Source organism: Streptomyces sp. SID8352 (assembly GCF_009862265.1).
In the GTDB taxonomy this organism is placed as follows: Bacteria; Actinomycetota; Actinomycetes; order Streptomycetales; family Streptomycetaceae; genus Streptomyces.
Window position 1 is genome coordinate 1 of record NZ_WWGX01000055.1, and the last position, 25,382, is coordinate 25,382.

The following is a 25,382-nucleotide window of genomic DNA, read 5'->3' on the forward strand; positions in this document are numbered from 1 at the left end:
GCCTCTGGCGGAGCCCGGGTGGGCCCTGGCGGAGCCTGGGCAGATTCCGGCCGGGTCCCTGCGGTCCCTGCGGTGCCTGACGGAGCCTGCGGAGCCTGCGGTGCCTGCGGTGCCTGCGGTGCCTGCGGTGCCTGCGGTGCCTGCGGTGCCTGCGGTCCCTGGCGGTCCCTGCGGTCCCTGGCGGTCCCTGCGGTCCCTGGCGGTCCCTGCGGTCCCTGGCGGTCCCTGCGGTCCCTGGCGGTGCCTGGGCTGGCTGGGCGGGCCTCGTCGTGCCCTGGCGGAGCCCGACGGACCTCGGCGGGGCGCCCCGCCGCCGGGAGTGCCGGGAACGCGCGTCCCCCCCGGTCCCGGAAGTGGGGCCGGGGCTTCACCGCGTGCGACGGCGGGTCGGACCGCGGTTCCGACCCGGGCTCCGCGCTCCACGCTCCGCCTCCGTCCCCGGTCCCACCGGGTGGCCCGCGACGGTTCCGGACGTCCGGCGTGGCCCCGCCGTGGGGCCGGGGTTGCGGTCCGGGGGCGGGGCGACGGCGCTCTGCGTCCCGCACGTGTGCGGGGTTCCGCGTGGGTGCGTGATCCGGGGGCGGGGTGCTCACGAGTGGCGGGGCGGGCTCCGGGCCGTGGCGCGCGCGGGCCGGGGACCGGCCGACGGGGGCGCGTCCGTCGCGGTGCCGGGCCGCCGCCCCCGGAGCCGCCTGCTGCCCGCCCCCCGCCGCCGCTCGCGTCCGCCGCCCGTCCCTGCCGGTCATCCGACCGCCGCCACTCGGGCTCGCCGCCCGCTCCCGTCGGCCGCCCGGGGGCCCTGCCGCCGCTCGCGTCCGTCGCCTGCCCGCGTCGGTCGCCCGCTCACGTGGGCCGTCCGCTCGCCATGGCGCTGCGCTCGGGCTCGCTGCCCGCTCCCGCTGGTCGCCCGTTCGCCCCTGCCGTCGGTCTGCCCCGACCGCCGCTCGCGCCTGTCGCAGGCTTCTGCCGGTCACCCGCTCGCGTCGGCCGACCGCTTGCCTCGGACGTCGGCTCGGGCCGTTGCCGGGTCCTGTCGGTCGCCTGCGGGACCCCGCGGCCACTCGGGCTCGCCGCCCGCTCCCGCCGGCCGCCTTCTCGCCTCGGCTGCCCTCTCGCCTCGGCTGCCCGCCGTCCCGGTCGTCCCCGCCGTGTCTGCCGTGTCTGCCGTGTCTGCCACGTCTGCCGCCCGCTCCCGCCGGGGTGGCGGGAGCGGGCGGTGTGGGGTGCGCCGGGCGGGCCCGCCCCCCCGTTGCTCCGTTTCCGGCGGGCCCGCCCCGTGGGGCCGTTCCCGGTCAGCGCACCGGCAGTGGGGGGTGGAGGGTGCCGAGCAGGGTGGACATGATGTGGGGCCCGTCCTGGGTCAGCAGGGACTCCGCGTGGAACTGCACCGACGCGAAGTGCGGTCCCCGCAGGGCGTGCACCTCGCCGGTGTCCGCGTCGCGGCTGACCTCGACCGTGCCGGTGCCCGCGCACTCCACCCGGTCGGCGGCCGAGCGGGCCGCGAAGGTGTTGTAGAAGCCGACCAGCTTGCGGCTGCCGAACAGGTCGATCTCCCGCTGCACGCCCTGGTTGGGCACGTCCCGGCGGGCCAGGTCGAAGCCCAGCGCGGTGGCGAGGACCTGGTGGCTCAGGCACACCGCGAGGAAGGGTCGCCGCTCGTCGAGCAGGGTCCGCACCGCCCGGCGCAGATGGGCGATCTTCGGGTGCGCGGCGTCGCGCGGATCGCCGGGACCGGGCCCGAGGACGACGAGGTCGTGCTCGTCGAAGCGGTACGGCTCGTCGAACCGCCGTACGGTGACGTCCAGCCCGAGGGAGCGGAGCTGCCGGCCGATCATCGACGTGAAGGTGTCCTCCGCGTCCACGACCAGCACCCGCCCGCCCTCCAGCCCCCGCACCGGCCCCGCGCCGCCCGGCGCGTTCGCCAGCCAGAAGCCGGCCAGGGAGGCGTTGCGCAGCTCCAGCGCGGACCGCACCGTCGGGTGCTGGGCGAACCGCTCCGGGCCGTCGTCCTCCAGCGCGGCCAGCAGCCCCGCGGCCTTGGCCCGGGTCTCCTCGACCTCGGACCGCGCGTCGGAGTGCCGGACCAGGGTGGCGCCCACGGAGACCCGCAGCCGCCCGCCGGAGTCGATGTCGGCGGTCCGGATCAGGATGGCGGAGTCCAGGGTGCGCCCGCCGCGGGCGTCACGGCCGATGAGCGCGGCGACCCCGCTGTAGTAGGCGCGCCCGGCGGGCTCGTAGCGGTGGATGACCCGGGCCGCGCTCTCCAGCGGCGAGCCGGTGACGGTCGGCGCGAACAGCGTCTCGCGCAGGATCTCCCGGGGGTCCATCCCGGTGCGGCCCTCGATGAAGTACTCGGTGTGCGCGAGCCGCGCCATCTCCTTGAGGTAGGGGCCGTTCACCTGCCCGCCGTCGGGGCAGATCCGGGCCATCATCTTCAGTTCCTCGTCCACGACCATGTACAGCTCGTCGGCCTCCTTGCGGTCGGCGAGGAAGTCGAGGACGCCGTCCAGGGTGGGGCCGGTGTCCGGGTAGCGGTAGGTGCCGCTGATCGGGTTCATCACCGCGACCGAGTCACGGACGCTGATGTGCCGTTCGGGGGTCGCCCCGACGAAGGTGCGCTCGCCGGTGTGGACCAGGAAGGTCCAGTACGCCCCCGACTCGCGGGTCAGCAGCCGCCGGAAGAACGACAGCGCGCTGGGCAGCCCGTACTCGGAGATCTCGGCGCCGAAGGTGCGCTTGAGCACGAAGTTGGCGCCCTCGCCGGTGCCGATCTCGTCCCGGACGACGCGCCGCACCAGCTCGGCGTAGGACGCGTCGTCGACGTCGAAGGCGCCGCCGCGCAGGCGGATCGGCACGTCCGGGACCCGGGTGAGCACCTCGTGCAGGGGCACCGTCTCCTGGCCGGTGACGGTCATCGCCAGCAGCGGGGCCCCGTCGTCGGTCGCGGCGTACCCGCGCTCGGTGATCTGGCGGTAGGGGATCAGGGCCAGGACGTCGTGGGCGGGGCCGCCGGCGGGCGGGCCGTCGGGCAGCGGCAGTTCCGCGAGGGTGCCGGGCAGGGTGACCGGACCGGTGAGCACGTCGAGCAGCCCGGGGCCGGTCGCGTCGGGCCGGTGGAGCAGGGCGAAGGGCTCGGCGGTGCGGCCGAGGGCGGTCAGGATCCGGTCCAGGGGACGGGACCCCGGAGCGGCGCCGGGCGCCGCCTGGGGGGTCATGCGAACACCTCCCCGGCGGTGGTGACGACGGCGCAGCGGCGGGCGGCGTAGTCCAGGGTCGCCCGGTGCTCGTCCTCCCCGAAGTCCGCGATGCCGTCGGCGACGAGGAAGGTCCGGATGTCGTGGGTGAAGGCGTCCACTGCGGTCATCAGCACCCCCACGTGCCCGTACACCCCGCACACCACGAGCTGGTCGCGGCCCTGGGCGCGCATCCGTTCGAGCAGGTCGGAGCGGTGGAAGGCGCTGTAGCGCCACTTGGTGAACACCCAGTCGCCGTCCTCGGGGGCGAGGCCGTCGACGATCTCCCGGTCGGCGGGGGCGGTGCGCATGCCCGGACCCCAGAAGTCCGCGAGCAGGCCGCGCTGTTCGGGCGTCATCCCGCCCGGCTGCGCGGTGTAGGCGACGGGGACCCCGGCCGCGCGGGCCCGGTCCCGCAACGCCGTGACGTTGGCGACGAGTTCGGTGCGCAGCGCCTCGGGGAGCGGGGCGAGGAAGTAGCGCTGCATGTCGTGCAGGAGCAGTACCGCCCGGTCGGGTTCGGCGGTCCAGGCGGCGGTGTTCGCGGGCAGTTCCCCCGCGGTGGGCAGCGGATAGGGCGCGATCGCCGGTATGCCGGCCATGGGTCGGATTCCTTTCAGCCGTGTCGGGCCTCGGGCTCGGGCGGGTGCGGTGCTCAGGAGCCGAGGGAGGCGCCGCCGTCGACGGTCAGCACGTGGAGGGTGATGTGGGAGGCCTGGTCGGAGAGGAGGAAGGCGACGGCGTCCGCGACGTTGGCGGTGCTCGCCACCCGGCCGAGCGGGATGCCGGCGCGGAAGGAGCCGAGGTCGCCCTCGATGGTCCCGGCCCGCCCGCTCTCGTCGCGCCACATGGAGCGCAGCATCGGGGTGTCCGTGGAGCCCGGCGCGACCACGTTGCAGCGGACGCCGTGCCGGGCGACCTCCAGGCCGAGGGACTTGGTGAACATGGTGGCCGCCGCCTTGGACGCCGCGTAGGCGGCCATCGAGGCGCGCGGGGTGGCCGCCGCGTTGGAGGAGACGGTGACCATCGAGCCGCCGCCGCGCGCGACCATGCGGCGGACCACGGCGCGGGAGACGTGGAAGACGCCGTCGACGTTGACGCCGAAGGTGGCCCGCCAGTCCTCGTCGCGGTAGTCGCAGACCTCGCCGAGGTGCAGCACGCCGGCCGCGTTGACCAGGTGGTCCACCGGCCCGAGGGTGTCCTCGACGGTGCCGGCCAGGCGCTCCACGGCCGCGCCGTCGGTCACGTCGACCGGGTGGGCGTGGACGTCGAGGCCGTCGGCGCGCAGCTTCTCCACCGACTCGGCCAGCCGCTCGGGGTCGTGGTCCACGGCGGCGACCACGGCGCCCCGCTCGGCCAGGACGCGTGCCACGGTCCCGCCGATGCCTCCGGCGGCGCCGGTGACGAGGGCGACTCGGTTCTCCATCAGGTACCTCCTGCTACTGGTCAGGAACGCCAGGCCGAGACGACGGCGGCGGCCTGGGCGGGATTGAGCCGGGGGTCGCACAGGGTGGTGTACGAGAGCGGCCCGGTGGTCTCGGCGGCGCCGAGGTCGCACTCGGTGACCTCGTGCGGGGTGGCCTCCAGGTGGAGGCCGCCGGGCACTCCGCCGGAGGAGCGCACCGCGGCCCCGAAGGCCCGGACCTCGGCGGTGATCGCTTCCAGCCGGCGGGTCTTCAGCCCGTCGGGGGTGCTCACGGTGTTGCCGTGCATCGGGTCGGTGAGCCAGACCACCGGGTGCCCCGCCGCCCGCACCGCGCGCACCAGGGCGGGCAGCCGCTCGGCGACCAGCTCCGCCCCCATCCGCGCGACCAGGGTGAGCCGTCCCGGCTGCCGGTGCGGGTCGAGGCGCTCGCACAGCTCCAGCACGTCGGCCACGCCCGTGCCGGGGCCCACCTTGCAGGCCACCGGGTTCACCACGCCGGCCAGCAGGGCGACATGGGCGCCGTCCGGGCGGCGGGTGCGTTCGCCGATCCACGGCCAGTGGGTGGAGGCCAGCAGCGCGCGGCCCCGCTCGTCGGCACGGGTCAGGGGGATCTCGTAGTCCAGCAGCAGCGCCTCGTGGCTCGTCCACACCCGGGACCGGGGCGCGCGGGCCGCGTTGTGGTGCCGGAGGTGGTCCATGGCCCGCCGGGCGGCGTCGTACCCGCGCAGCAGGCGCACCGGGTCGGGGCGGCGGGCGGCCGGGTCGGCCTGCGGTTCGTTGACCATGTGGCCCCGGTAGACGGGGAGTTCGACGCCGCCGACCCGTTCGGTGGGGCGGGAGCGGGGCTTTGCGAACTGCCCGGCCATCCGGCCCACCCGGACCACCGGCAGCCCGGCGCGGGAGCCGAGCACCCCGGCCAGGGTCTCCAGCATCCCGGCCTTGCGGGTCACGTGCTCCCGGGTGCACTCCGCGAAGTCCTCGGCGCAGTCGCCGGCCTGGAGCACCAGGGCGCGTCCCCCGGCGACCTCCGCGAGCAGCGTCCGCAGCGCCCGTACGTCGTCGGCGGTCACCAGCGGTTCGCTCAGCAGGAGTTCGTCGCGCACCCCCGGCAGCCCGGGGTCGTCCTCCCAGTCCGGCTGCTGCGGGGCGGGCCGTGCGCGCGGGTCCAGCAGGGCCGCGTCGCCTGTTGTCACTGTCACTGGTCGTCTCCCGGTGCGTGGGCGGGCTGAGACGGCGGGATCTTCGTGAACATCCGGAACCACCGTGGTCCTCGCCATGGTGAGCAGCACCGGAGGTGCCCGCCACGAGTGCCGGGCGAGTTGGTCAGGTAGCCGTCGCGGGCCCTCGCGGGCGGCGGGAGCGGGCACGCGGACGTGACAAACGCGCGGCCCGCGCGGAACGGGGGGCGCCCGGTCCGGACATGCTTCCGCCCTGCCTCCGGGGAGCGGACGTGCGCCGGTCTCGCCGCCGGACGTCCGGCGGGGCGGGGCCGGGCGGTGGTGCCGGTCGGGACCGGGCAGTGGGACGGCGGGGCGGGGGGTGGGGCCGGACCCCGGCTCCGGGGCGCGGGCCCGGGGCCGAAGGGCCGGAGGCCCCCGGTCCGGCAGGGCGCGGGCCCTGCCGGGGCGCGCGGGGCACCGCCGGGAGGGCGCGGGCCGCCGCGGGTAGGGCGCGCGGGGCCCGTCCCGAGGCGCGCGGGGCGTATCGGGCCGGAGGGCGCGGGGCGCCGGGCCGGAGGGCCTGGGGCCCGGCCGGACGGGGCGGGGCGTCCCGGGGCGGGAGGGGTGCGCGGGGACGGGTCCGACCGGGCGTCGGCAAAGGCAGGGGAGGGCCGGGCGTAGCGTAGGCGGTATGACGACGTACGGATCCTTTCCCGGCACCCGGCCCCGGCGGCTGAGGACCACTCCCGCCATGCGTCGGATGGTCGCCGAGACCCGGCTGCACCCCGCAGACCTCATCCTCCCGGCGTTCGTCCGCGAGGGCGTGAGCGAACCGGTGCCGATCGCGGCGATGCCCGGTGTGGTGCAGCACACCCGGGACTCCCTGAAGAAGGCCGCCGCCGAGGCGGTCGCCGCGGGTGTCTCCGGGATCATGCTGTTCGGTGTGCCCGAGGAGTCGAGGAAGGACGCCCTCGGCACGGTCGGCACCGACCCGGACGGCATCCTCCAGGTGGCCCTGCGCGACGTGCGGGCCGAGGTCGGGGACGAGCTGCTCGTCATGTCCGACCTCTGCCTCGACGAGTTCACCGACCACGGCCACTGCGGGGTGCTCGACGACGAGGGGCGCGTGGACAACGACGCCACCCTGGAGCGGTACGCCGAGATGGCGCAGGTGCAGGCCGACGCGGGCGCCCACGTGGTCGGGCCCAGCGGGATGATGGACGGGCAGATCGGGGTCGTCCGCGACGCCCTCGACCAGATCGGGCGCGAGGACGTCGCCGTCCTCGCCTACACCGCGAAGTACGCCTCCGCCTTCTTCGGGCCCTTCCGCGAGGCGGTCGGCTCCTCCCTCACCGGCGACCGCCGCTCCTACCAGCAGGACCCCGCCAACACCCGGGAGTCGATGCGGGAGCTGGCGCTCGACCTGGAGGAGGGCGCCGACATGGTGATGGTCAAGCCGGCCGGGCCCTATCTGGACATCCTGGCCAGGGTCGCCGAGGCGGTGGACGTGCCCGTCGCCGCCTACCAGGTCTCCGGCGAGTACGCGATGATCGAGGCCGCCGCCGAGAGGGGCTGGATCGACCGCGAGCAGGCCGTCCTGGAGTCGCTCACCGGCATCAAGCGGGCCGGTGCGCGCAACATCCTGACCTACTGGGCGACCGAAGCCGCCCGCATGCTCCGCTGAGCGGCCGGTGCCGCGGGGCGGCGTGCCGCCCCGGGCAGGCGCCGGGTCCCCTTCAGTACTCCAGCGCCGAGTCCAGGCCGGGCTGCCAGTAGGTGACGGCGAGGGCGTCGTCGACGTACACGCCGCCGCCGGGCAGGGTGACCCGGGCCGCGGATCCGTCGTCGAACGGCACCGTCAGGGTGGTCACCCGGTGGCCGTTGGCGGCGGAGCCGTCCCCGGAGGAGAGCCGGACGCCGGCGTAGCCGGACCGGCCGGGGTCGAGCACCCTGACCGCGCGCGCCTGGCTCTCCTGCACGACCGGCGGCACGGACTGGGCCCCGCCGAACCGGGCCTCGGGGTGCGGCGGCAGCATGCAGGAAGCGCCGCCGGTGCCGGTCGCCGTCAGCAGCAGGTGGTTGACCGGCCGGGAGACCACCGTGGCGGTGATCCGGACGGTGGCGGCGGAGCAGTCGGCGGGCAGACCGGTGCCGGTGGCCGTCCCGTGCTCCCCGTCGCGCCGTCCGTCGCCGCGGCCGCTGCCCTTGCCGTCCCCGTCCCCGCCGGAGCCGCTGGCGGAGCCCCCGGCCGTCCCGGAACCGCCGGTGCCCGGGGCGGCGGAGCCGTGGGCACCGGAGGCGGTCGGCCCCGTCCCGCCGCCCTCCGCCGGGGCGGAGGGGGAGGCCCCGGCGCCGGTGCCGGTTTCCGTGCGGGCGGGGGGCGCCGCCGTCGGGTCGTTCGCCGCGACCGTCGCGGAGGGGGCGTCCCCGGCGCGGGTGTCCGACCCCTTCTCACAGGCCGTCAGGGCGAGTGCGGCCAGCGCGGCCGTGGCGGCGGCGAGCAGACGGGTGCGGGTGGTGCGTGCGGACATGGCGGAGCCCCGTTTCCGAAGGTGACCTGGTGCGCCGCTCGACCGTTGACCGGGAGCGGCTGCTTGGATGGCTCCAGCGTGCTGCCGGTTCCGTCCCGGCCGCCAGTGGCACCGCGAGATGCGGGACAATGGGACGCCGGGAACGGCTCTGACCTGGGGAAACGGTATCCCCCTGGGATGCCTCACGGGGATGCGGGAGAGGGAGAGACGGTGGCGGGGGACGAGTTCGCGGAACTGCTGGGGGAGCTGAAGGAGCGCTCCGGGCTCAGCTACGGGACCCTGGGCAAGCGGCTGCACATGAGCGCCTCGACGCTGCACCGGTACGTCAAGGGGGAGGTCGTCCCCACCGAGTTCGCCCCGGCCGAACGCCTCGCCCGCCTGTGCCGGGCCACCCCGGACGAGGTCCTGGAACTCCACCGCCGCTGGCTGCGCGCGGACGCCCTGCGCGGGATCAGGCCCCGGCCGGCGACACCGGGCGGCCCGGCGGGGGAGTCGGGCGCGGCCCCGGCGGAGCGCCGACGGGGCGACCCGGCGACCCCTGCGGCTCCGACGCCTCCGGCTCCGATGTCCGCGGTTCCGACGTCTCCGGCTCCGACGCCTGCGGCTCCGATGTCCGCGGTTCCGACGTCTCCGGCTCCGACGCCTGCGGCTCCGATGTCCGCGGTTCCGACGTCTCCGGCTCCGACGCCTTCGGCTCCCATGTCCTCGGTTCCGGAGCCCTCGGCTCCCGCCTCCCCGGCGGTCGGCCCGGGCTCCGGCGCGGGCACGGCGGCGGTGTCCGGCCGGGCACCGGCGGCGGACGGCGCGGGAGCGGCGGACGGTACGGGTGAGGGGCGCACGGGGGAGGGGGACCGTACGGCGGTGCCCGCGCACCCGGCGGTGCCCGCGCACCCGGCGGAGGCGGCCCCGGCGGAAGCCCCGGCTCCGGGCACCACTGCCCCCGCCCCCGGCCCCGGAGCGGTCCCCGCCGCCGCAGCCTCCGCACCGCCCCCGGCGGCCGACGTCCCGCCCGCGCCCCGGGGCGCCTCCGCGCCTCCGGCGGACGGGGCCGGGGCCCCGGCCCCGTCCGACGCCGTACGCCTGCCCCCGGGCACCCCCGCCCCCGACGTCACCCCGGACGCCGCGCACGCCGCCCGCTCCAGGGCCCGCCGCCGTGCTCCCCGGGCCGCCGCCTACGCCGCCGGGGGAGTCGTCGCCGTGGCCGCCGCCGTGGCGCTGGTGGTGAACCTGGTGTCGGGCGGCGGCACCCCGGGCGGGTCCACCGAGGCGGCCGGGGCCGCCTCCGCACGGGAGTCGGCGGTGCCGTCCCCCACCGAGGAGCACCGGACCGGGTCCGGCCGCACCACGCCGTCCTCCGCCCCGTCCGCGCCCTCCTCGCCGCCGGACCGGACCGGGACGGGATCGCCGTCCGCCTCCGGGACCGCGGGGGAGCGGGGACCGGCCGCCCCGCCCGGCGGCGCCCCCTCGTCCTCCGCCACCGCCGCGCGCGGCCCGCTCCTCGCCGTCTCCACCACCCCCTTCGCCTGGGACTCCCCCTGCGACCAGTCCTTCCTGGTCGACCGCAGTCCGCGCAACGTGCCGCCGCCGCCCGCCCAGCAGGACGCGGTCGGCTGGGCCGCTGCCCTCGGCGCGGTGGCCGCCGACAGCCAGATGGTCGTCCTCACGGTGCAGGGCACCGGCGCGGACACCGTGGTGCTCGGCGGACTGCACGCGCGGGTGGTCAGCAGCGGGCCGCCGCTGGACTGGCGGCAGTACGCGATGGGCAGCGGCTGCGGCGGCGGGGTCGGCACGACCTCCTTCGACGTCTCCCTCGACCTGGGCAACCCGCCGGTGAAGCCCATCGGCGGCCAGCGCGACTTCCCCTACAAGGTCAGCGAGTCCGACCCCGAGGTGTTCCGGGTCACCGCGCACACCAGCGGCCACGACGTCCGCTGGTATCTGGAGCTGGACTGGTCCAGCGGCACCCGCCGGGGCACCCTGCGCGTCGACGACCACGGCCGGCCCTTCCGCACCAGCGCCTCGCGCACCCCGGCCTACTACGGCTATCCGCTCGGCGCGGACTCCTCCTGGCAGTGGTTCTCCGGCACCTGACCCGGCGCCCGGCATCCGGCACCTGACCCGGCGCCCGGCATCCGGTACCTGACCCGGCACCCGGGGCGCCCGACCCGGCTCCCCGCGGCGCGCACCCGCCCGTCCTGGACACGCCCCGCCCGTCCGGGGTTCCGTCCCGCCGGGCGCCCACCGCTCGTCAGGGGGATGCCGGGAAAGCGTCAAGTCCCTTGGGGAGCTAGGTTGTTGGCGACGCCCCACCACCCCCCTCGGTCAGGAGACGCCCATGCCCGGTGACGCCCTCAGCCACGACCCCGCGGAGCTGCGGAGGAGGATCGACAGCGGCAGGGCGCACCCCGCGCGCGTCTACGACGTCTTCCTCGGCGGCAAGGACCACTACCCCGCCGACCTCGACGCGGCCGCCGCCGCGCTCGCGGCCAACCCCCGCGGCTACCTCGACGTCCGGCACAACCGGGACTTCCTGCGCCGCGCCGTGACCGTGCTCGCGCGGGAGGAGGGCATCGGGCAGTTCCTCGACATCGGCACCGGGCTGCCCACCGCCGAGAACGTCCACCAGATCGCCCAGCGCATCCGCCCCGACTCCCGCGTGGTCTACGTCGACAACGACCCGGTGGTCCTCGCCCACGCCCGCGCCCTGCTCACCAGTGGACCCGAGGGGTGCACCGACTACGTCGACGCCGACCTCGCCGACCCGGCCCGCATCCTCGAACAGGCCGCCCGGACACTGGACTTCGACCGGCCGATCGCCCTGTGCCTGGTCGCCGTGCTGCACTTCGTCGAGAACGGGCGGGCCTACCCGATCGTCCGCGAGCTCGTCGACGCTCTGCCGCCGGGCAGCCGGGTGGTCCTCAGCCACCTCACCGAGGACCTCAACCCGGAGAACGTCCGCGCCGTCCAGCGGACGTACACGGAGCGGGGGTTCACCTTCGTCCTGCGCACCCGCGCGGAGGTGGGGCGCTTCCTCACGGAGAACGGGCTGACCGTGACGGAGCCGGGGGTCGTCCCCGTCCACCACTGGCGCCCCGACCACGCCGCCCCGGTGCCCGAGCGGCCGGGGAAGGCGTACCTGGCGAAGCTGGAGGAGATCGAGAAGGTCCGCTACCGGGGCATCGACGACGCGACGGACGCCGACATCAACGTCTACGGCGCGCTGGCCGCGAAGAACTGACCCTTCCGGCACGGCAGGGGCGCCGGCGCGGGCCCGGATACGGACAGGGCCCGGACACGGGCGCGGGGGCACGGGAATGGCACAGGAGCCGGGCGCGGGCACGGACACAGGTACCGGCCGGATACGAGCACGGGCAGCGGCCCGGCCCACGGCGGCGCTTACGGGCAGCGGTCCGGCCCACGGCGGCGCGCACGGGGACCGGCGTGTGGCACGGGCACCGGCCCCGGGCCGCCCGCGCGCCGGGCCGCACCCTCCCGTTGCCGCGGTGCGCCGCCGCACCGCGCCACGCCGCCTCCGGCTGCCCTGTCCCGCCCGGCGTCCGCATCCCGAAATGGGCGCGTGTACACGGCATCCGTCTCTCTAGGCTGCGGCCCATGACCGTGACCCCGGACGCCTCCGCCCCCGTTGCCCCCCTGCCCCCGCTCGCCGCGCGTGCCCGCTCCGTCGGGGGGTCGCCGGTCCGGGACATCCTCGCGGTCACCGCCCGCCCCGAGGTGATCAACTTCGCGGGCGGGCTGCCCGCCCCCGAGCTGTTCGACACCGAGGGGATAGCCGCCGCCTACCGGGCCGTCCTCGCCGGGCAGCCGGAGCGGGCGCTGCAGTACTCCACCACCGAGGGCGAACCGGTGCTGCGCGCCGCGCTCGCCGACCGCACCACCGCCCGGGGCCTGCCCACCGGCCCCGACGACATCCTCGTCACCACCGGTTCGCAGCAGGCCCTGTCGCTGCTGTCCACCGCCCTGCTGGAGCCCGGCGACACCGTCCTCGTCGAGGACCCGTGCTACCTGGCCGCCCTCCAGGCCTTCGGTCTTGCCGGGGCCCGCGTCGTCGCGGTGCCCGGGGACGCGGACGGGGTGGACCCGGAGGCGCTGGCGGAGCTGGTGGTGCGCGAGCGGCCCAAGCTGCTCTACACCGTGCCCACCTTCCAGAACCCGACCGGCCGCACCATGCCCGCCGGGCGCCGGGCCGCCGTGGCCGGTGTCGCCGCGCGCCACGGGCTCTGGATCGTCGAGGACGACCCCTACGGGGAGCTGCGCTTCGAGGGTGCCCGGGTGCCCTGGCTCGCCGCCCAGGACGGCGCGCGGGACCGGACCGTGCTGCTCGGCTCCTTCTCCAAGGTCATGGCGCCCGGCCTGCGGCTCGGCTGGCTGCGCGCGCCCGCCGGGCTGCGCCGGGCCTGCGCGGTCGCCAAGCAGGCCGCCGACCTGCACACCCCCACCGTCAACCAGCTCGCCGCCGCCCGCTATCTCGCGGACAGTGATCTGGACGCCCATGTGGCCCGGGTCGCCGCCGCCTACGGGGCCCGCCGGGACGCCATGCTGGCGGGTCTCCCCGAGGCCCTCCCCGAGGGCTCCGCCTGGACCCGGCCCGAGGGTGGCATGTTCCTCTGGGCCCGGCTGCCCGACGGGTACGACACCACCGCCCTGCTGCCCGGGGTGGTCCGGCACGACGTGGCGTACGTCCCCGGCGCCCCCTTCCACTCGGGCGAGCCCGACCGGGCCACCCTGCGGCTGTGCTACGTCACCCAGACGCCGGAGGAGATTGCGGAGGGACTGCGGCGCCTCGGCGCGGGCCTGCGCGCCGCCTGACCCCGCCGCACGGCACCCCCGCCGGCACGCCCCCGCGCCCGTACCGTGCACTGCCCGTCCCGGTCCCGTCCAGGCCTCCCGCACCCGCCCCTCGGCCACCCGCACCCGCCCCGAGCCCGTCCCCGTCCCGGCATCCCGCCCGCACTCGCACCCGCCCCGCGCACGGACCGCCCCCGGCCGCCCGGTGCCCACGCGCGCACCCCGCGCTCACCCTCCGCCGCCCCGGCCGGCCCCGGAACGTGCCGCGGCCCGCCCCTCCCCTCGGGGGAAGGACGGGCCACGCGGTGCTCCCGGGGACTGCGTCGGGCCGGTCCCATGGGGCCGCGGGGGCGGAGCGCGGGGCTGCTACGGGCCGACGGACCGGTGTGGGGCGGACCGGTGTGCGGCGGGTTGGTCAGAGTCGCTCGGGTGTCCTGATGCCCAGCAGGCCCATGCCCCGGTGGAGGGTGCGGGCGGTCAGGTCGACCAGGAAGAGCCGGTTCTCCGTCTGCTCCGGGGTGTCGGCCTTCAGCACGCTGCACTGGTCGTAGAAGGTCGTCAGCAGCGAGGCGAGCTGGTAGAGGTACGCCGCCAGCTTGTGCGGCTCGTAGGACGCGGCCACCTCCAGCACCGTCTCGCCGAACTGGTCGAGGTGCAGTCCCAGCGCGCGCTCCGCCGGGGCCAGCGCCAGCTCCGGGCGGGGCACCGGGCGGGCCTCGCCGGACTTGCGCAGGATCGACTGGACCCGGGCGTAGGCGTACTGGAGGTAGACGGAGGTGTCGCCGTTGAGCGAGACCATCTGGTCCAGGTCGAACTTGTAGTCCCGCACGGCGGAGGTCGACAGGTCGGCGTACTTCACGGCGCCGATGCCCACGTGGCGGCCGTTCTCCACGATCTCCGTCTCGGACAGGCCCACCTTCCCGGCCTTGTCCCGCACCACGGCCGTGGCGCGCTGCACCGCCTCGTCGAGGAGGTCCTCCAGCTTGACGCTCACGCCCTCGCGGGTCTTGAACGGCTTGCCGTCCTTGCCGAGGATCGTGCCGAACGCGAGCTGGTGCGCGGTCACCCCCTCGCCGAGCCAGCCGGCCCGGCGGGCGGTCTCGAAGACCATCCGGAAGTGCAGCGACTGCCGTGAGTCCACCACGTAGAGCAGGGTGTCCGCCTTCAGCCCGAAGACCCGGTCGCGGATGGCCGACAGGTCCGTGGCCGCGTAGCCGTAGCCGCCGTCGGACTTCTGCACGATCAGCGGGACCGGCTTGCCGTCCGGGCCCTTGATGTCCTCGAAGAAGACGCACAGCGCGCCCTCCGAGCGCACCGCGACGCCCGACTCCTCCAGCAGCCGGCAGGTCTCCGCCAGCATGTCGTTGTACCCGGACTCGCCGACGATGTCGGGGTCGCGGACCTCCATGTCCAGCTTCTCGAAGACGGAGAAGAAGTAGATCTTCGACTCGTCGACGAACTTCTGCCAGGCGGCCAGCGTCGCGGGGTCGCCCGCCTGGAGGTCCACCACCCGGCGCCGCGCCCGGGTCTTGAACTCCTCGTCGGAGTCGAACAGCCTCCGCGCCGCCTTGTAGAGGCGGTCCAGGTTGGACATCGCCTCCTCGCCGGAGACCGCGCCGGAGTGGTCCAGCTCGCCCGGGTGCTCGTCCAGGTACTGGATGAGCATGCCGAACTGGGTGCCCCAGTCGCCGATGTGGTGGCGCCGCACCACGCTCTCGCCGGTGAACTCCAGGAGCTGCACCAGGGAGTCGCCGATCACCGCGGACCGCAGGTGGCCGACGTGCATCTCCTTCGCCACGTTCGGCTGGGCGTAGTCGATGACCGTGGTGCCGGGGCGCGCGGCGTTCGGGACGCCGAGGCGGCCGGTGCCGTCCGCGTACCGCTCGGCCAGGTTCGCGGTGATCGCCCGGTCCGCGATGGTCAGGTTGAGGAAGCCGGGACCGGAGACCTCGGCCCGCTCGATCACCTCGCCGGTGGTCAGGCGGCCGACGACCTCGGCGGCCAGCTCCCGCGGGTTGGCCCCGGCCTTCTTGGCCAGCGCCAGGATGCCGTTGGCCTGGTAGTCCGCCCGGTCGCTGCGTCGCAGCAGCGGGTCCGCGCCGGCCGCCTCCGGCCGGGTGGCCGTCAGGGCGGACGCGAGCTGCTGCTGGACGGAGTCGCTGAGGGACGTGACCGAGGCCATGGAGGGGTGCCGTTCTGCTCGGGTTCGGGGGAGTACCTACGAGAGCCGAGTATCCCACGCGGGCAAAAGCGGTTTTCGCGGATGCGGCCCGGGCTGGGAGAATGGGGCGGCCGGCCGTGCGACCGTACCGGCCGCCCGAACAGAAAGAAGGACGTGCCGATCGTGGCTCAGAGCACAGAGACCACCGACTGGGTCTCCCGTTTCGCGGACGAGGTCATCGCCGAGTCGGAGCGTCGTGCCCCGGGCAAACCTGTGGTCGTCGCGTCCGGTCTCTCCCCGTCCGGCCCCATCCACCTGGGCAACCTGCGCGAGGTCATGACCCCGCACCTCGTCGCCGACGAGATCCGCCGCCGCGGCCACACGGTCCGGCACCTGATCTCCTGGGACGACTACGACCGCTACCGCAAGGTGCCGGGCGGGGTGGAGGGCGTCGACGCGTCCTGGGCCGAGCACATCGGCAAGCCGCTGACCTCGGTGCCCGCCCCCGAGGGCTCCCCCCACGCCAACTGGGCCGAGCACTTCAGGGCGGCCATGGTCGGCGCGCTCGCGGAGCTGGGCGTCGAGTTCGACGGGATCAGCCAGACCGCCCAGTACACCTCGGGCGTCTACCGCGAGCAGATCCTGCACGCCATGCGGCACCGCGCCGACATCGACGCCGTGCTCGCCCAGTACCGGACCAAGCCGAAGGCGGCCGGGAAGAAGGGCCAGAAGCCCGTCGACGAGGCCGAGCTGGAGGCCGCCGAGGGCTCCGGCGCCGCCGCCGAGGACGACGGCAGCTCCGGCTCCGCCGGGTACTTCCCGTACAAGCCGTTCTGCGGCAACTGCGGCAAGGACCTCACCACGGTCACCTCCTACGACGACGACTCCACGGAGCTGACCTACGCCTGCGGCGAGTGCGGCTTCTCCGAGACGGTGCGCCTCAGCGAGTTCAACCGGGGCAAGCTGGTCTGGAAGGTCGACTGGCCCATGCGCTGGGCCTACGAGGGCGTGGTCTTCGAGCCCAGCGGCGTCGACCACTCCTCGCCCGGCTCGTCCTTCCAGGTCGGCGGGCAGATCGTCGGCATCTTCGGCGGCGAGCAGCCCATCGGCCCGATGTACGCCTTCGTGGGCATCAGCGGCATGGCCAAGATGTCCTCGTCCAAGGGCGGGGTGCCCACCCCGGCGGACGCGCTGGAGATCATGGAGCCGCAGCTCCTGCGCTGGCTCTACGCCCGCCGCCGCCCCAACCAGTCCTTCAAGATCGCCTTCGACCAGGAGATCCAGCGGCTCTACGACGAGTGGGACCGCCTCGACGCCAAGGTCGCGGACGGCAGCGCGCTGCCCGCCGACGTCGCGGCCCACTCCCGGGCCGTGCGCACCGCCGCCGCCGAGCTGCCCCGCACGCCCCGGCCGCTGCCGTACCGGACGCTGGCCTCCGTCGCGGACATCACCGCGGGCAACGAGAAGCAGGCGGAGCGCATCCTCGGCGAGCTGGACCCGGCGCACCCGCTGGCCTCCCTCGACGAGGCGCGCCCCCGGTACGACAGGGCGGAGGCGTGGATCAACACCCATGTCCCCGCCGACCAGCGCACCGTCGTCCGGGAGGTGCCGGACGCGGAGCTGCTGGGCTCCCTCGACGAGGAGGGCCGCGAGTCGGTGCGGCTGCTGCTCGACGGGCTCGCGGAGCACTGGTCGCTGGACGGGCTGACCCACCTCGTCTACGGCGTGCCCAAGGTCCGGGCCGGGTTCTCCGCCGACGCCACGCCCAAGGAGCTGCCGCCGGAGATCAAGACCGCCCAGCGGACCTTCTTCGCGCTGCTCTACCACCTGCTGGTCGGTCGTGACACCGGCCCGCGGCTGCCCACGCTGCTGCTGGCGGTGGGCCAGGAGCGGGTGCGCACGCTGCTCGGGGGGTAGCGGCCGCGCGAGCGGACGAGGAGGGCGCCCGGCGGTCGTGCCGGGCGCCCTCCTCGTCGTCGTGGTCCCGCGGCCCCGTCGCACGGGGGCGCGCTCACGCGATGTGCTCGTCCTCCAACTCCGCCGTGTGGCGGTTGGTGAAGCGGCTCACCAGGCGCTTGGCCTCCGGGTCGGGCAGGGTCCGGCCGTAGGTGGCGGCCACGTTGTCGCCGAACTCGCGGGGCGTGGGGTAGCTGCCGTTGATGGACTGCTTGAACACCTGGTAGTAGGCGTCCTCGTCCGGCTCCGTCGCCGGGGTGCCGCCGCCCCCGCCCAGCTCGCGGGTGCGGTGCGGGCCCACCGGGATGGGGAAGCTGCCGGTCTCCTCCATGGAGGGCTCGGGGTCCGGCTCCTGGAGCGGCGGCTCCTCCTCGTACTGGTCGCGGTACTGGTCGGCCTGCTCCTGCTCGGCGTACCACTGGGCGTACTGCTCGGCCGGGTCGTACGTGGGGTCGTAGCCGCCCTGGTACGCGACCTGGCGCGGGGACTTGAACCAGGGGCTCTGCTCGGGGGAGGGCTCCGGCCCGCCCTGCCGCGCGGAGGGCCCGCCGGGGTGCTCGCCCTGCTCGCCCCGTCCGTCCGGGCCGTGTCCGTCCTGTCCGTCCGGCTCCGCGCCGCTGCCCTGCCCGTCCGGTGCGCCCTGTCCGTCCCGGGCGGTCCGCCCGGGCGCGGCCTTGGCCGCGGCGCGGACGGCGGCGCCGCCGTCGCCGAGCTCCCTGCGCTGCGCGGCCGGGGACGCCGCCCCGGCGGCGGGGGTGCCCGCGGTGACGGCGGCGGGCTCCTGGGCGGCTCCGAGGCGTGCCGGGGCCGGGGGCAGCAGCGCCGGTTCGATGCCGGCCGCCGCCAGGCCCGCGGGGGCGGTCTCCGCGAGGGCGACGCCGTAGCGGGCCAGCCGCAGCGGCATCAGCGACTCGACCGGGGCCTTGCGGCGCCAGGCCCGGCCGAAGCGGGAGCGCAGCCGGGCCTGGTAGACCAGCCGCTCCTGCTCCAGCTTGATGACCTGGTCGTAGGAGCGCAGCTCCCACAGCTTCATCCGCCGCCACAGCAGGAACGTCGGCACCGGGGACAGCAGCCAGCGGGTCAGCCGGACGCCCTCCATGTGCTTGTCGGCGGTGATGTCGGCGATGCGGCCGATGGCATGCCGGGCCGCCTCGACGGAGACCACGAACAGCACCGGGATCACCGCGTGCATCCCCACGCCCAGCGGGTCCGGCCAGGCCGCCGCGCCGTTGAAGGCGATGGTCGCCGCCGTCAGCAGCCACGCCGTCTGGCGCAGCAGCGGGAACGGGATGCGTATCCAGGTCAGCAGCAGGTCCAGGGCGAGCAGGACGCAGATGCCCGCGTCGATGCCGATCGGGAAGACGTAACTGAAGTCCCCGAAGCCCTTCTTGACGGCCAGCTCGCGGACCGCGGCGTAGGAGCCCGCGAAGCCGATCCCGGCGATCACGACGGCACCGAAGACGACCATGCCGATGAGGATGCGATGCGTCCGTGTCAGCTCAAGTGGCCCGGCCACCCGTACTCCCCTCCCTGTGCCTGTTGTTGCGCGCAACAGAGTGGCACATGTGTGCGGGGAACGGGTGGCCGGTGCGCCTCCCGGACCCGTCAGCCCTGTACGGCGGCGGCCCGGGACGGCGACGGGGAGGCCGGGGCGGACGGCGAACCGGTGCCCGAGGGGGCGCCCGTGCCCGGCCCGGCGTTGGCCTTCGCCACCGCGGCCACGGCCTCCTTGGCGGCCTTGCGCGCGGCCGCCGCCAGCTTCCCGGCGTCCGGTGCGCCGTCACCGGCCAGGCCCGCGCCGTTGTAGTCCAGGGTGACGACGACGTTCTCGACCCGGGCCACCACCGTCTGCTGCTTGAAGGCGCCCTCCTTCTTCGCCAGCTCGTAGCGGACCAGCGTCGCCTCGTCGCCCGTCTCCGCGACGGGCTCCGACTTCACGCCCTTGGCGCCCTGCGCCGCCTGCGCGTCGGCCACCTGCTTCCCGTAGTACTCGTGCGCCAGTTCGTCGCCGGGGCCGCGGGTGAGGTCCGAGTCGAAGCGCAGCAGGGACACGCTGAGCCAGCGGAACTGCGAGCCCTTCACCCCGTTGTCGTCGAGGCCGTCCCAGGAGCAGCTGCCGCGCGTCTCCGCGTCGCCGGAGGCGCCCTCCTTGCCCGAACCGGCGTCCGGGACCATGTCCTTCAGCGTCCCCTTCGCCAGCACCTTGCACGGCTCCGGCAGCACGGCGTACGCGGCCTCGCGCACCGTGGGGGACGGGCTCGCGGACGGGGTGGCGGAGGGCTTGCCGGCGGCGCTGTCCTTGGAGCCGGAGTCCGACGAGCAGCCCGCGGCGGCGAGGATCACGGGGACGGCGACCGCCCCGACCAGGACGCGGGACAGACGCTCGGCTCGGGCACGGGGGGCTCGTCGCTGCATGGTTCCTTCACTTGGCGGTTGGGAACGGGTCCGAGGGGTCACCGTACGCGGTGGAAACGGCGCGCCGTCCCCCCGCCCGGACCCCGCGGGCGGCCCCGGACGGCCTCAGCCGCGCAGCGAACCGGCGAGCTGGGAGGCGAGCTTCCGCGCCCTGTCCTGCATGTCCTCGCTGTCGGGCACGACCCCGGCCAGCGCGGGCTGCTCGGCGTACTCGATGGTCACGACGACGTTGGACGTGCGGAACGCCACAGTCACGGTGCGGCGTTCGGCGGTCGGGCCGGGGCCGCTCAGCTCGTCGTCGACGAACGCCTCGTCGCCCAGGTCGTCCAGGAGCCTCGGCAGGGGCGCCGGGGAGGCGGTGGCGTCGGCGGAGGGGTCCCCGGAGGGGACGGCCGGGGAGCCGGAGGGGGAGGCGGTCGCGGAGGCGGTGGGGGAGGGCGTTCCGGTCGGGGAGGCCGGTGCCGACGCCCCCGGCGACGCGGACGGCTCCGGCAGGTCGGCCGCGGCCACCTGGCGGGCGAACAGCGCCTCCGCCTGGCTGTCGTCGCTGACCGCGTTGTCGTAGGAGACCACGCGCTCGAAGTCCACGAAGAGGTGGTCGGTGGCGTCGGCGGAGTCGACCTTCCAGCGGCAGCCGACCTTGCGGTCCGTGTTGTAGGCGAGGGAGGGCTCGCCCGCGTACGCCTTCTGGCGCTGCGCCTCGTCCGGGATCTCCCGGATGCCGGGCAGCATCGCGTCGAGCGTCTTGCGGCCGACCGCGCGGCACGGCTCCGGCAGCGTGCGGTATCTGCCCGGCTGGGCGGCCTCCGTGGCGACGCCGTCGCCCCCCGGATGGGAGTCGTCCGTCGTGGCGCCGTCCCCCGTGCCGCCGGTGCAGCCGGCCAGCAGTGCCACCAGACAGGCGGCGGCGGGTACGTAGGCCTTCCGCTGCACGGTCGGGCTCCTCTCGACGGTGTGGACCGGGGCGGTCGCGCGCCGTCCCCGCCGGTTAATCGCTTGCCGCGGGAGGGCGTCCCCTGGAGACAATGTCTATCGCACGCGCTGCCGTGACCGCCGGTCGGCCGCCCCTTTCGACGACCTGGCTCCGGTTTTTGCGCTTCATGACTTCAGCACTGTTTCCGGGGGAAAGAGACCGATATGTCGTACGTGGAGATACCGGGCGCGCGGGTCCCGATCCGGATGTGGACGGACCCGTCGACGGTGGAGGAGGGAGCCCTCCAGCAGCTCCGGAACGTGGCCACCCTGCCGTGGATCAAGGGCCTGGCGGTCATGCCGGACGTGCACTACGGCAAGGGCGCGACGGTCGGCTCGGTCATCGCCATGCGCGACGCGGTGTGCCCGGCCGCGGTGGGCGTCGACATCGGCTGCGGGATGTCCGCGGTGCGCACCTCCCTCACCGCCGACGACCTGCCCGGCGACCTGTCCCGCCTGCGCTCGTGCGTCGAGGCCGCCATCCCGGTGGGCCGCGCCATGCACGACGAACCGGTCGGTCCCGGCGGCTTCCACGGCCTGCCGACGGCGGGCTGGGACGACTTCTGGGGCCGGTTCGACGGGGTCGCGGAGGCGGTGCGGTTCCGCGCGGAGCGGGCCGCGCGGCAGATCGGGACGCTCGGCGGCGGCAACCACATGATCGAGCTCTGCCTCGACCAGTCCGGGGCGGTGTGGCTGATGCTGCACTCCGGCTCGCGCAACATCGGCAAGGAGCTGGCCGAGCACCACATCGGCGTCGCCCAGCGGCTCCCGCACAACCAGGGCCTGGTCGACCGCGATCTGGCGGTCTTCGTGGCGGACACCCCGCAGATGGCGGCCTACCGCAACGACCTGTTCTGGGCGCAGGAGTACGCCCGGTACAACCGCACCCTCATGATGGCGCTCCTCAAGGACGTGGTCCGGCGGGAGTTCAGGAAGGCGGGGCCGGTCTTCGAGCCGGAGGTCTCCTGCCACCACAACTACGTGGCGGAGGAGCGGTACGAGGGGATGGACCTGCTGGTCACCCGCAAGGGCGCGATCCGCGCCGGTGCCGGTGAGTACGGCATCATCCCCGGCTCCATGGGCACCAGTTCCTACATCGTGAAGGGCCTCGGCAACGAGAAGGCGTTCAACTCCGCCTCGCACGGCGCGGGTCGGCGCATGAGCCGCAACGCGGCCAAGCGGCACTTCACCGTGCGGGACCTGGAGGAGCAGACCAAGGGCGTGGAGTGCCGCAAGGACTCCGGGGTGCTGGACGAGATCCCGGGCGCCTACAAGAACATCGACCGGGTGATGGAGCAGCAGCGGGACCTCGTGGAGGTCGTCGCGAAGCTCAAGCAGTTCATCTGCGTCAAGGGCTGACGCCCGCGGGCGCGGTGCGCGCGGCGGCCCGGCAGGGGCCCGCCCGGCCCGGCGGCCCGGCAGGGGCCCGCCGGGCCGCCGCCGTGCGCGCCTACGCCTCCCGGTGGACCTTGGTGTTGGACGCCTGGGCCCGGGGGCGGACGACGAGCAGGTCGACGTTGACGTGGGACGGCCGGGTGACGGCCCAGGCGATGGTCTCGGCCACGTCGTCCGCGGTGAGGGGCTCGGCCACGCCCCGGTAGACCCGGGCGGCCTTCTCCTCGTCGCCGCCGAAGCGGGTCAGCGCGAACTCCTCGGTCCTGACCATGCCGGGGGCGATCTCGATCACGCGGACCGGGCGGCCGACGATCTCCAGCCGCAGGGTCTCCGCCAGCACGTGCTCGCCGTGCTTGGCGGCGACGTAACCCGCGCCGCCCTCGTAGGTGCCGTGCCCGGCGGTGGAGGTGACCACGACCACCGTGCCGTCGCCGCTCGCCTCCAGGCTGGGCAGGAGAGCCTGGGTGAGGTTGAGGGTGCCGATGACGTTGGTCTCGTACATGCGGCGCCAGTCGGCCGGGTCGCCGGTGGCCACCGGGTCGGCGCCGAGCGCTCCGCCCGCGTTGTTGACGAGGACGCCGACGGTGCGGAAGGCGGTCGCGAACTCGTCGACCGCGGCCCGGTCGGTGACGTCCAGCGGATAGGCGGTCGCCTTGTGCCCGGCGGCCCGGATCTCCTCGGCCAGCGCCTCGACGCGGTCCTTGCGGCGGGCGGTGAGGACGACCCGGTACCCGGCCGCGGCCAGGTGCCGGGCCGTGGCGGCGCCGATGCCGCTGCTCGCCCCGGTGACGACGGCGATGCGGGAGGCGGCGGACGGTTCGGCGGGGGCCATGGGCTGCTCCTCGGATGACGGGACGACCGGTCGCCGACCAGCGTAGGCGCCGGGCGGCGGTGCGGTGCGGGCGGCTGTGCGCCGCGCGGCCGGTGCGGTGCGGGCGGCCGGTGCCGCGTGGTGCGCGGCCGGTGCGGTGCGGTTCCGGCCGCCGCGGCGGCGCGGTTCCGGCGGCCGGGACGGCGTGGGGCGGGCCCCGGCGGCCCCCGGCGCCGCCGTCACCCGGCCGGGCCGGGGTCCTCCGGGGGCGGGCCGCCGGGGCCCGTGGTGAAGCCGATCACCGAGCCGCCGCCCTCCCTGCGGTGGGCGAAGGGGCCGCCCCCGTGGGCGAGGGCGACCTCGCGGACGATGGACAGGCCGAGGCCCGAGCCCGGCCGGGAGCGGGCGTCGGCGGCACGGTAGAAGCGGTCGAAGACGCGCGCCAGGTCCAGGTCGGTGATGCCGGGCCCGCGGTCGAGCACCTCGACCCGGACGCTGCCGGGCCGCGCGGGCCCGCTGACGACGACCTCGATGGGGGCGGTGCCCTCCGGGTCGAACTTCGCCGCGTTGTCGATCAGGTTGGACAGCGCCCGGGTCAGCATCCCGGGCCGCCCCTCGGCCTCCGTGGCGCCGCGGGCCCGGACGGTGATCTCGCGCCCGGTGCGCCGCCGGGCCGCGGTGGCCGCCTCGCGGGCGATCCCGGCGAGGTCGACTGGGGAGGCCGGCTCGGTGTCGGACTGCCCGGCCGCCAGCTCGACCAGCTCGTTGACGAGGTCGGTCAGCTCGCGGGCCTCCTGGCCCAGGTCGGCGACGAGTTCCTCGCGGGCGGCGGGCGGCAGCTCGTCGATCCGGCGCAGCAGCGAGATGTTGGTCCGCAGCGAGGTCAGCGGGGTGCGCAGCTCGTGCCCCGCGTCCTGCACCAGGCGGCGCTGGTCCTCCTCGGACTGGGCGAGCCGGCCCAGCATGTGGTCGAAGGCGCGGCCCAGCCGCCCCACCTCGTCGTGGCCGGTGACGGGCACCGGGATGCCGAGCCGCCGGGTGCGGGCGACGGCCTCGGCGGCGGAGGCGAGGACGCTCAGCCGCCGGGTGATGCGCCGGGCGAGCCACCAGCCGACCAGGCCGGCGGCGGTCACCACCGCCGCCATCAGCACCAGGGTCCGGCGCTGGAGCGCGAGCAGCAGGTCCTCGGTGTCGCTGAACTCCTGGGCGACCTGCACCGCGCCCCGGCCGCCGCCGAGAGCGACGGTCGCGACCCGGTAGATGTCGTGGCCGACGTCGACGTCCTGGTGCATCACCATCCGGCCCGCCTCCGGTGCGGCGGCGGTGCGCCGGTCGGCGCCGGTGACCGGCAGCCGGGGCCCCGAGGGGTCGAGGACGGTGCCGTCCGGGCCGAGGACCTGCACGTCCGTGCGGGCGGGGCGGACGATGTCGTGGCCGGGGGCGGAGGAGGAGAAGTCGTTCGGGGACATCCGCTGCTGGCGCACCTCGGCCCGCAGGTCCTGGACGACCTGGTCGAAGACGGACTCCTGGTCCACCCGGACCAGCCGGGCCGCCGCGTTGTAGGAGAGGACGCCGACGAGGACGGTGACCACGGCGGTGACCGTGGCGAAGGAGACGGCGAAGGTGGTCCGCAGCGACAGCAGCAGGGGCCGCCGCCCCCGGCCCGCCGGGCCCCTGCCGTCCGGGTGGCCGGGGGGAGGACCGGGCCGGGGGCCCGGCGGGGCGCCGGCCCGGCGCGCGGCGGCGCCCACTCAGCCCTCCCGCAGCACGTAGCCCACCCCGCGCACCGTCTGGATGAGCTGGGGGGCGCCGGGCTGGTCGAGCTTGCGGCGCAGATAGCCGACGTAGACGGCGAGGTTCTTGGAGCCGGGCCCGAAGTCGTAGCCCCAGATGCGGTCGTAGATGGTCGAGTGGTCGAGGACGACGCCCGCGTTGCGCACCAGCAGCTCCAGCAGCTCGAACTCGGTGCGGGTCAGCTCCAGCTCCCGTCCGCCGCGCCAGGCGCGCCGGGCCCGCGGGTCCATCCGCACCCCGGCCGCCTCCGGCACCCGTCCGGCGCCCTCCTCCCGTCCGGCGTCCGGCCCCGGTGTCCGGACGAGGGCGGCGGCGGCCGGGGAGGCGGGGCCGGGCTCGGGCGGCGGGTCCGTGCGGCGCAGCAGGGCGCGCAGCCGGGCGAAGACCTCCTCGACGTCGAACGGCTTCACCACGTAGTCGTCGGCGCCCGCGTCCAGGCCGACGATGCGGTCGGCGGTCTCCACCAGCGCGGTCAGCATGAGGATCGGGGTGCGGTCGCCCTCGGCGCGCAGGGACCGGCAGACCTGGAGGCCGTCGACGCCGGGCATCATCACGTCCAGGACCAGGATGTCCGGGCGCGAGCGATGGGCCTGGGCCAGCGCCTCCGCGCCGTCGGCGACCGCGGTGACCCGGTAGCCCTCCAGGGTCAGGGCACGCTCCAGGGCGTGCCGGATGGCGCGGTCGTCTTCGGCGAGCAGTACGGTCCGTGGCACCCGCCCAGT

At 75.8% G+C, this 25,382-nt stretch carries 18 protein-coding genes; 6 read left to right on the forward strand and 12 right to left on the reverse strand.

The window, feature by feature from the left end; genetic code table 11:
• Positions 1-1,292: 1,292 nt before the first annotated feature.
• Genes GTY84_RS18275 through GTY84_RS18290 form a run of 4 tightly spaced genes read right to left on the reverse strand, consistent with a single transcriptional unit; the run spans position 1,293 to position 5,858 of the window.
• Positions 1,293-3,215: an anthranilate synthase family protein gene (locus GTY84_RS18275; RefSeq protein ID WP_161227357.1), complete on the reverse strand. Its 1,923-nt coding sequence runs from the start codon at positions 3,213-3,215 to the stop codon at positions 1,293-1,295.
• A complete protein-coding gene (locus GTY84_RS18280) occupies positions 3,212-3,835 on the reverse strand; it encodes an isochorismatase family protein (protein WP_161227358.1) in 624 nt (207 codons plus the stop codon). The genes GTY84_RS18275 and GTY84_RS18280 overlap by 4 nt, the downstream gene beginning before the upstream one ends.
• Before the next feature lie 53 nt (positions 3,836-3,888).
• Positions 3,889-4,659 (reverse strand): 2,3-dihydro-2,3-dihydroxybenzoate dehydrogenase, encoded by a 771-nt coding sequence (locus tag GTY84_RS18285; protein ID WP_161227359.1) that lies wholly within the window; start codon positions 4,657-4,659, stop codon positions 3,889-3,891.
• Between the two features lie 20 nt (positions 4,660-4,679).
• Positions 4,680-5,858, reverse strand: coding sequence for a 3-deoxy-7-phosphoheptulonate synthase (locus GTY84_RS18290; protein ID WP_345943479.1), 1,179 nt, complete (start codon positions 5,856-5,858; stop codon positions 4,680-4,682).
• A 652-nt stretch (positions 5,859-6,510) separates the two neighbouring features.
• On the opposite strand from GTY84_RS18290, the gene hemB reads away from it, so the two are divergent.
• Positions 6,511-7,503, forward strand: coding sequence for a porphobilinogen synthase (gene hemB, locus GTY84_RS18295; RefSeq protein WP_161227361.1), 993 nt, complete (start codon positions 6,511-6,513; stop codon positions 7,501-7,503).
• A gap of 52 nt (positions 7,504-7,555) precedes the next feature.
• On the opposite strand, the gene GTY84_RS18300 is transcribed toward hemB, so the two are convergent.
• Entirely contained in the window at positions 7,556-8,350 is a 795-nt protein-coding gene (locus GTY84_RS18300) for a DUF4232 domain-containing protein (protein ID WP_161227362.1), read from the reverse strand.
• 210 nt (positions 8,351-8,560) lie between these two features.
• Here GTY84_RS18300 and GTY84_RS18305 point away from each other — a divergent pair, with 210 nt between their 5' ends.
• The 3 genes from GTY84_RS18305 (at position 8,561) to GTY84_RS18315 (ending at position 13,177) form a co-directional block, all read left to right on the forward strand.
• Complete coding sequence (locus GTY84_RS18305) at positions 8,561-10,441, forward strand: helix-turn-helix transcriptional regulator (protein WP_161227363.1); 1,881 nt, start codon at positions 8,561-8,563, stop codon at positions 10,439-10,441.
• Positions 10,442-10,685: 244 nt separating this feature from the next.
• Positions 10,686-11,588 carry an SAM-dependent methyltransferase gene (locus tag GTY84_RS18310; protein ID WP_161227364.1) on the forward strand — a complete coding sequence of 301 codons (903 nt, stop codon included), beginning with the start codon at positions 10,686-10,688 and terminating at the stop codon, positions 11,586-11,588.
• A gap of 374 nt (positions 11,589-11,962) precedes the next feature.
• On the forward strand, positions 11,963-13,177 hold the full coding sequence (locus GTY84_RS18315; RefSeq protein ID WP_161227365.1) for a PLP-dependent aminotransferase family protein: 1,215 nt from the start codon (positions 11,963-11,965) through the stop codon (positions 13,175-13,177).
• A 394-nt stretch (positions 13,178-13,571) separates the two neighbouring features.
• On the opposite strand, the gene argS is transcribed toward GTY84_RS18315, so the two are convergent.
• Positions 13,572-15,338, reverse strand: a complete 1,767-nt coding sequence (argS, locus tag GTY84_RS18320; RefSeq protein WP_161227366.1) for an arginine--tRNA ligase — start codon at positions 15,336-15,338, stop codon at positions 13,572-13,574.
• Between the two features lie 153 nt (positions 15,339-15,491).
• Between argS and lysS the strand changes: the two genes are divergently transcribed.
• Entirely contained in the window at positions 15,492-17,234 is a 1,743-nt protein-coding gene (gene lysS / locus GTY84_RS18325) for a lysine--tRNA ligase (RefSeq protein WP_161227367.1), read from the forward strand.
• A gap of 94 nt (positions 17,235-17,328) precedes the next feature.
• Here the strand turns inward: lysS and GTY84_RS18330 are convergent, their stop codons facing one another.
• From GTY84_RS18330 to GTY84_RS18340, 3 genes are all read right to left on the reverse strand, one after another.
• On the reverse strand, positions 17,329-18,789 hold the full coding sequence (locus tag GTY84_RS18330; protein ID WP_161227368.1) for a DUF2637 domain-containing protein: 1,461 nt from the start codon (positions 18,787-18,789) through the stop codon (positions 17,329-17,331).
• An 89-nt stretch (positions 18,790-18,878) separates the two neighbouring features.
• On the reverse strand, positions 18,879-19,688 hold the full coding sequence (locus GTY84_RS18335; protein ID WP_161227369.1) for a DUF3558 family protein: 810 nt from the start codon (positions 19,686-19,688) through the stop codon (positions 18,879-18,881).
• Positions 19,689-19,793: 105 nt separating this feature from the next.
• A complete protein-coding gene (locus GTY84_RS18340) occupies positions 19,794-20,621 on the reverse strand; it encodes a DUF3558 domain-containing protein (RefSeq protein ID WP_161227370.1) in 828 nt (275 codons plus the stop codon).
• Between the two features lie 204 nt (positions 20,622-20,825).
• Here GTY84_RS18340 and GTY84_RS18345 point away from each other — a divergent pair, with 204 nt between their 5' ends.
• On the forward strand, positions 20,826-22,019 hold the full coding sequence (locus tag GTY84_RS18345) for an RtcB family protein (protein ID WP_161227371.1): 1,194 nt from the start codon (positions 20,826-20,828) through the stop codon (positions 22,017-22,019).
• A gap of 91 nt (positions 22,020-22,110) precedes the next feature.
• Here GTY84_RS18345 and GTY84_RS18350 read toward each other — a convergent pair whose 3' ends face one another.
• From GTY84_RS18350 to GTY84_RS18360, 3 genes are all read right to left on the reverse strand, one after another.
• Positions 22,111-22,887 (reverse strand): SDR family NAD(P)-dependent oxidoreductase, encoded by a 777-nt coding sequence (locus GTY84_RS18350; protein WP_161227372.1) that lies wholly within the window; start codon positions 22,885-22,887, stop codon positions 22,111-22,113.
• Positions 22,888-23,105: 218 nt separating this feature from the next.
• On the reverse strand, positions 23,106-24,512 hold the full coding sequence (locus tag GTY84_RS18355) for an ATP-binding protein (protein WP_202551341.1): 1,407 nt from the start codon (positions 24,510-24,512) through the stop codon (positions 23,106-23,108).
• Positions 24,513-24,617: 105 nt separating this feature from the next.
• On the reverse strand, positions 24,618-25,373 hold the full coding sequence (locus GTY84_RS18360; protein ID WP_161227374.1) for a response regulator transcription factor: 756 nt from the start codon (positions 25,371-25,373) through the stop codon (positions 24,618-24,620).
• Positions 25,374-25,382: the final 9 nt, after the last annotated feature.

Excerpts from the sequence above, each read along its gene's own strand:
- GTY84_RS18345 (WP_161227371.1), top strand. The coding sequence starts at position 20,826 with ATGTCGTACGTGGAGATACCGGGCGCGCGGGTCCCGATCCGGATGTGG.
- GTY84_RS18300 (WP_161227362.1), bottom strand. The coding sequence starts at position 8,350 with ATGTCCGCACGCACCACCCGCACCCGTCTGCTCGCCGCCGCCACGGCC.
- hemB (WP_161227361.1), top strand. The coding sequence starts at position 6,511 with ATGACGACGTACGGATCCTTTCCCGGCACCCGGCCCCGGCGGCTGAGG.
- GTY84_RS18310 (WP_161227364.1), top strand. The coding sequence starts at position 10,686 with ATGCCCGGTGACGCCCTCAGCCACGACCCCGCGGAGCTGCGGAGGAGG.
- GTY84_RS18350 (WP_161227372.1), bottom strand. The coding sequence starts at position 22,887 with ATGGCCCCCGCCGAACCGTCCGCCGCCTCCCGCATCGCCGTCGTCACC.
- argS (WP_161227366.1), bottom strand. The coding sequence starts at position 15,338 with ATGGCCTCGGTCACGTCCCTCAGCGACTCCGTCCAGCAGCAGCTCGCG.
- GTY84_RS18280 (WP_161227358.1), bottom strand. The coding sequence starts at position 3,835 with ATGGCCGGCATACCGGCGATCGCGCCCTATCCGCTGCCCACCGCGGGG.
- GTY84_RS18275 (WP_161227357.1), bottom strand. The coding sequence starts at position 3,215 with ATGACCCCCCAGGCGGCGCCCGGCGCCGCTCCGGGGTCCCGTCCCCTG.
- GTY84_RS18335 (WP_161227369.1), bottom strand. The coding sequence starts at position 19,688 with ATGCAGCGACGAGCCCCCCGTGCCCGAGCCGAGCGTCTGTCCCGCGTC.
- GTY84_RS18285 (WP_161227359.1), bottom strand. The coding sequence starts at position 4,659 with ATGGAGAACCGAGTCGCCCTCGTCACCGGCGCCGCCGGAGGCATCGGC.
- GTY84_RS18315 (WP_161227365.1), top strand. The coding sequence starts at position 11,963 with ATGACCGTGACCCCGGACGCCTCCGCCCCCGTTGCCCCCCTGCCCCCG.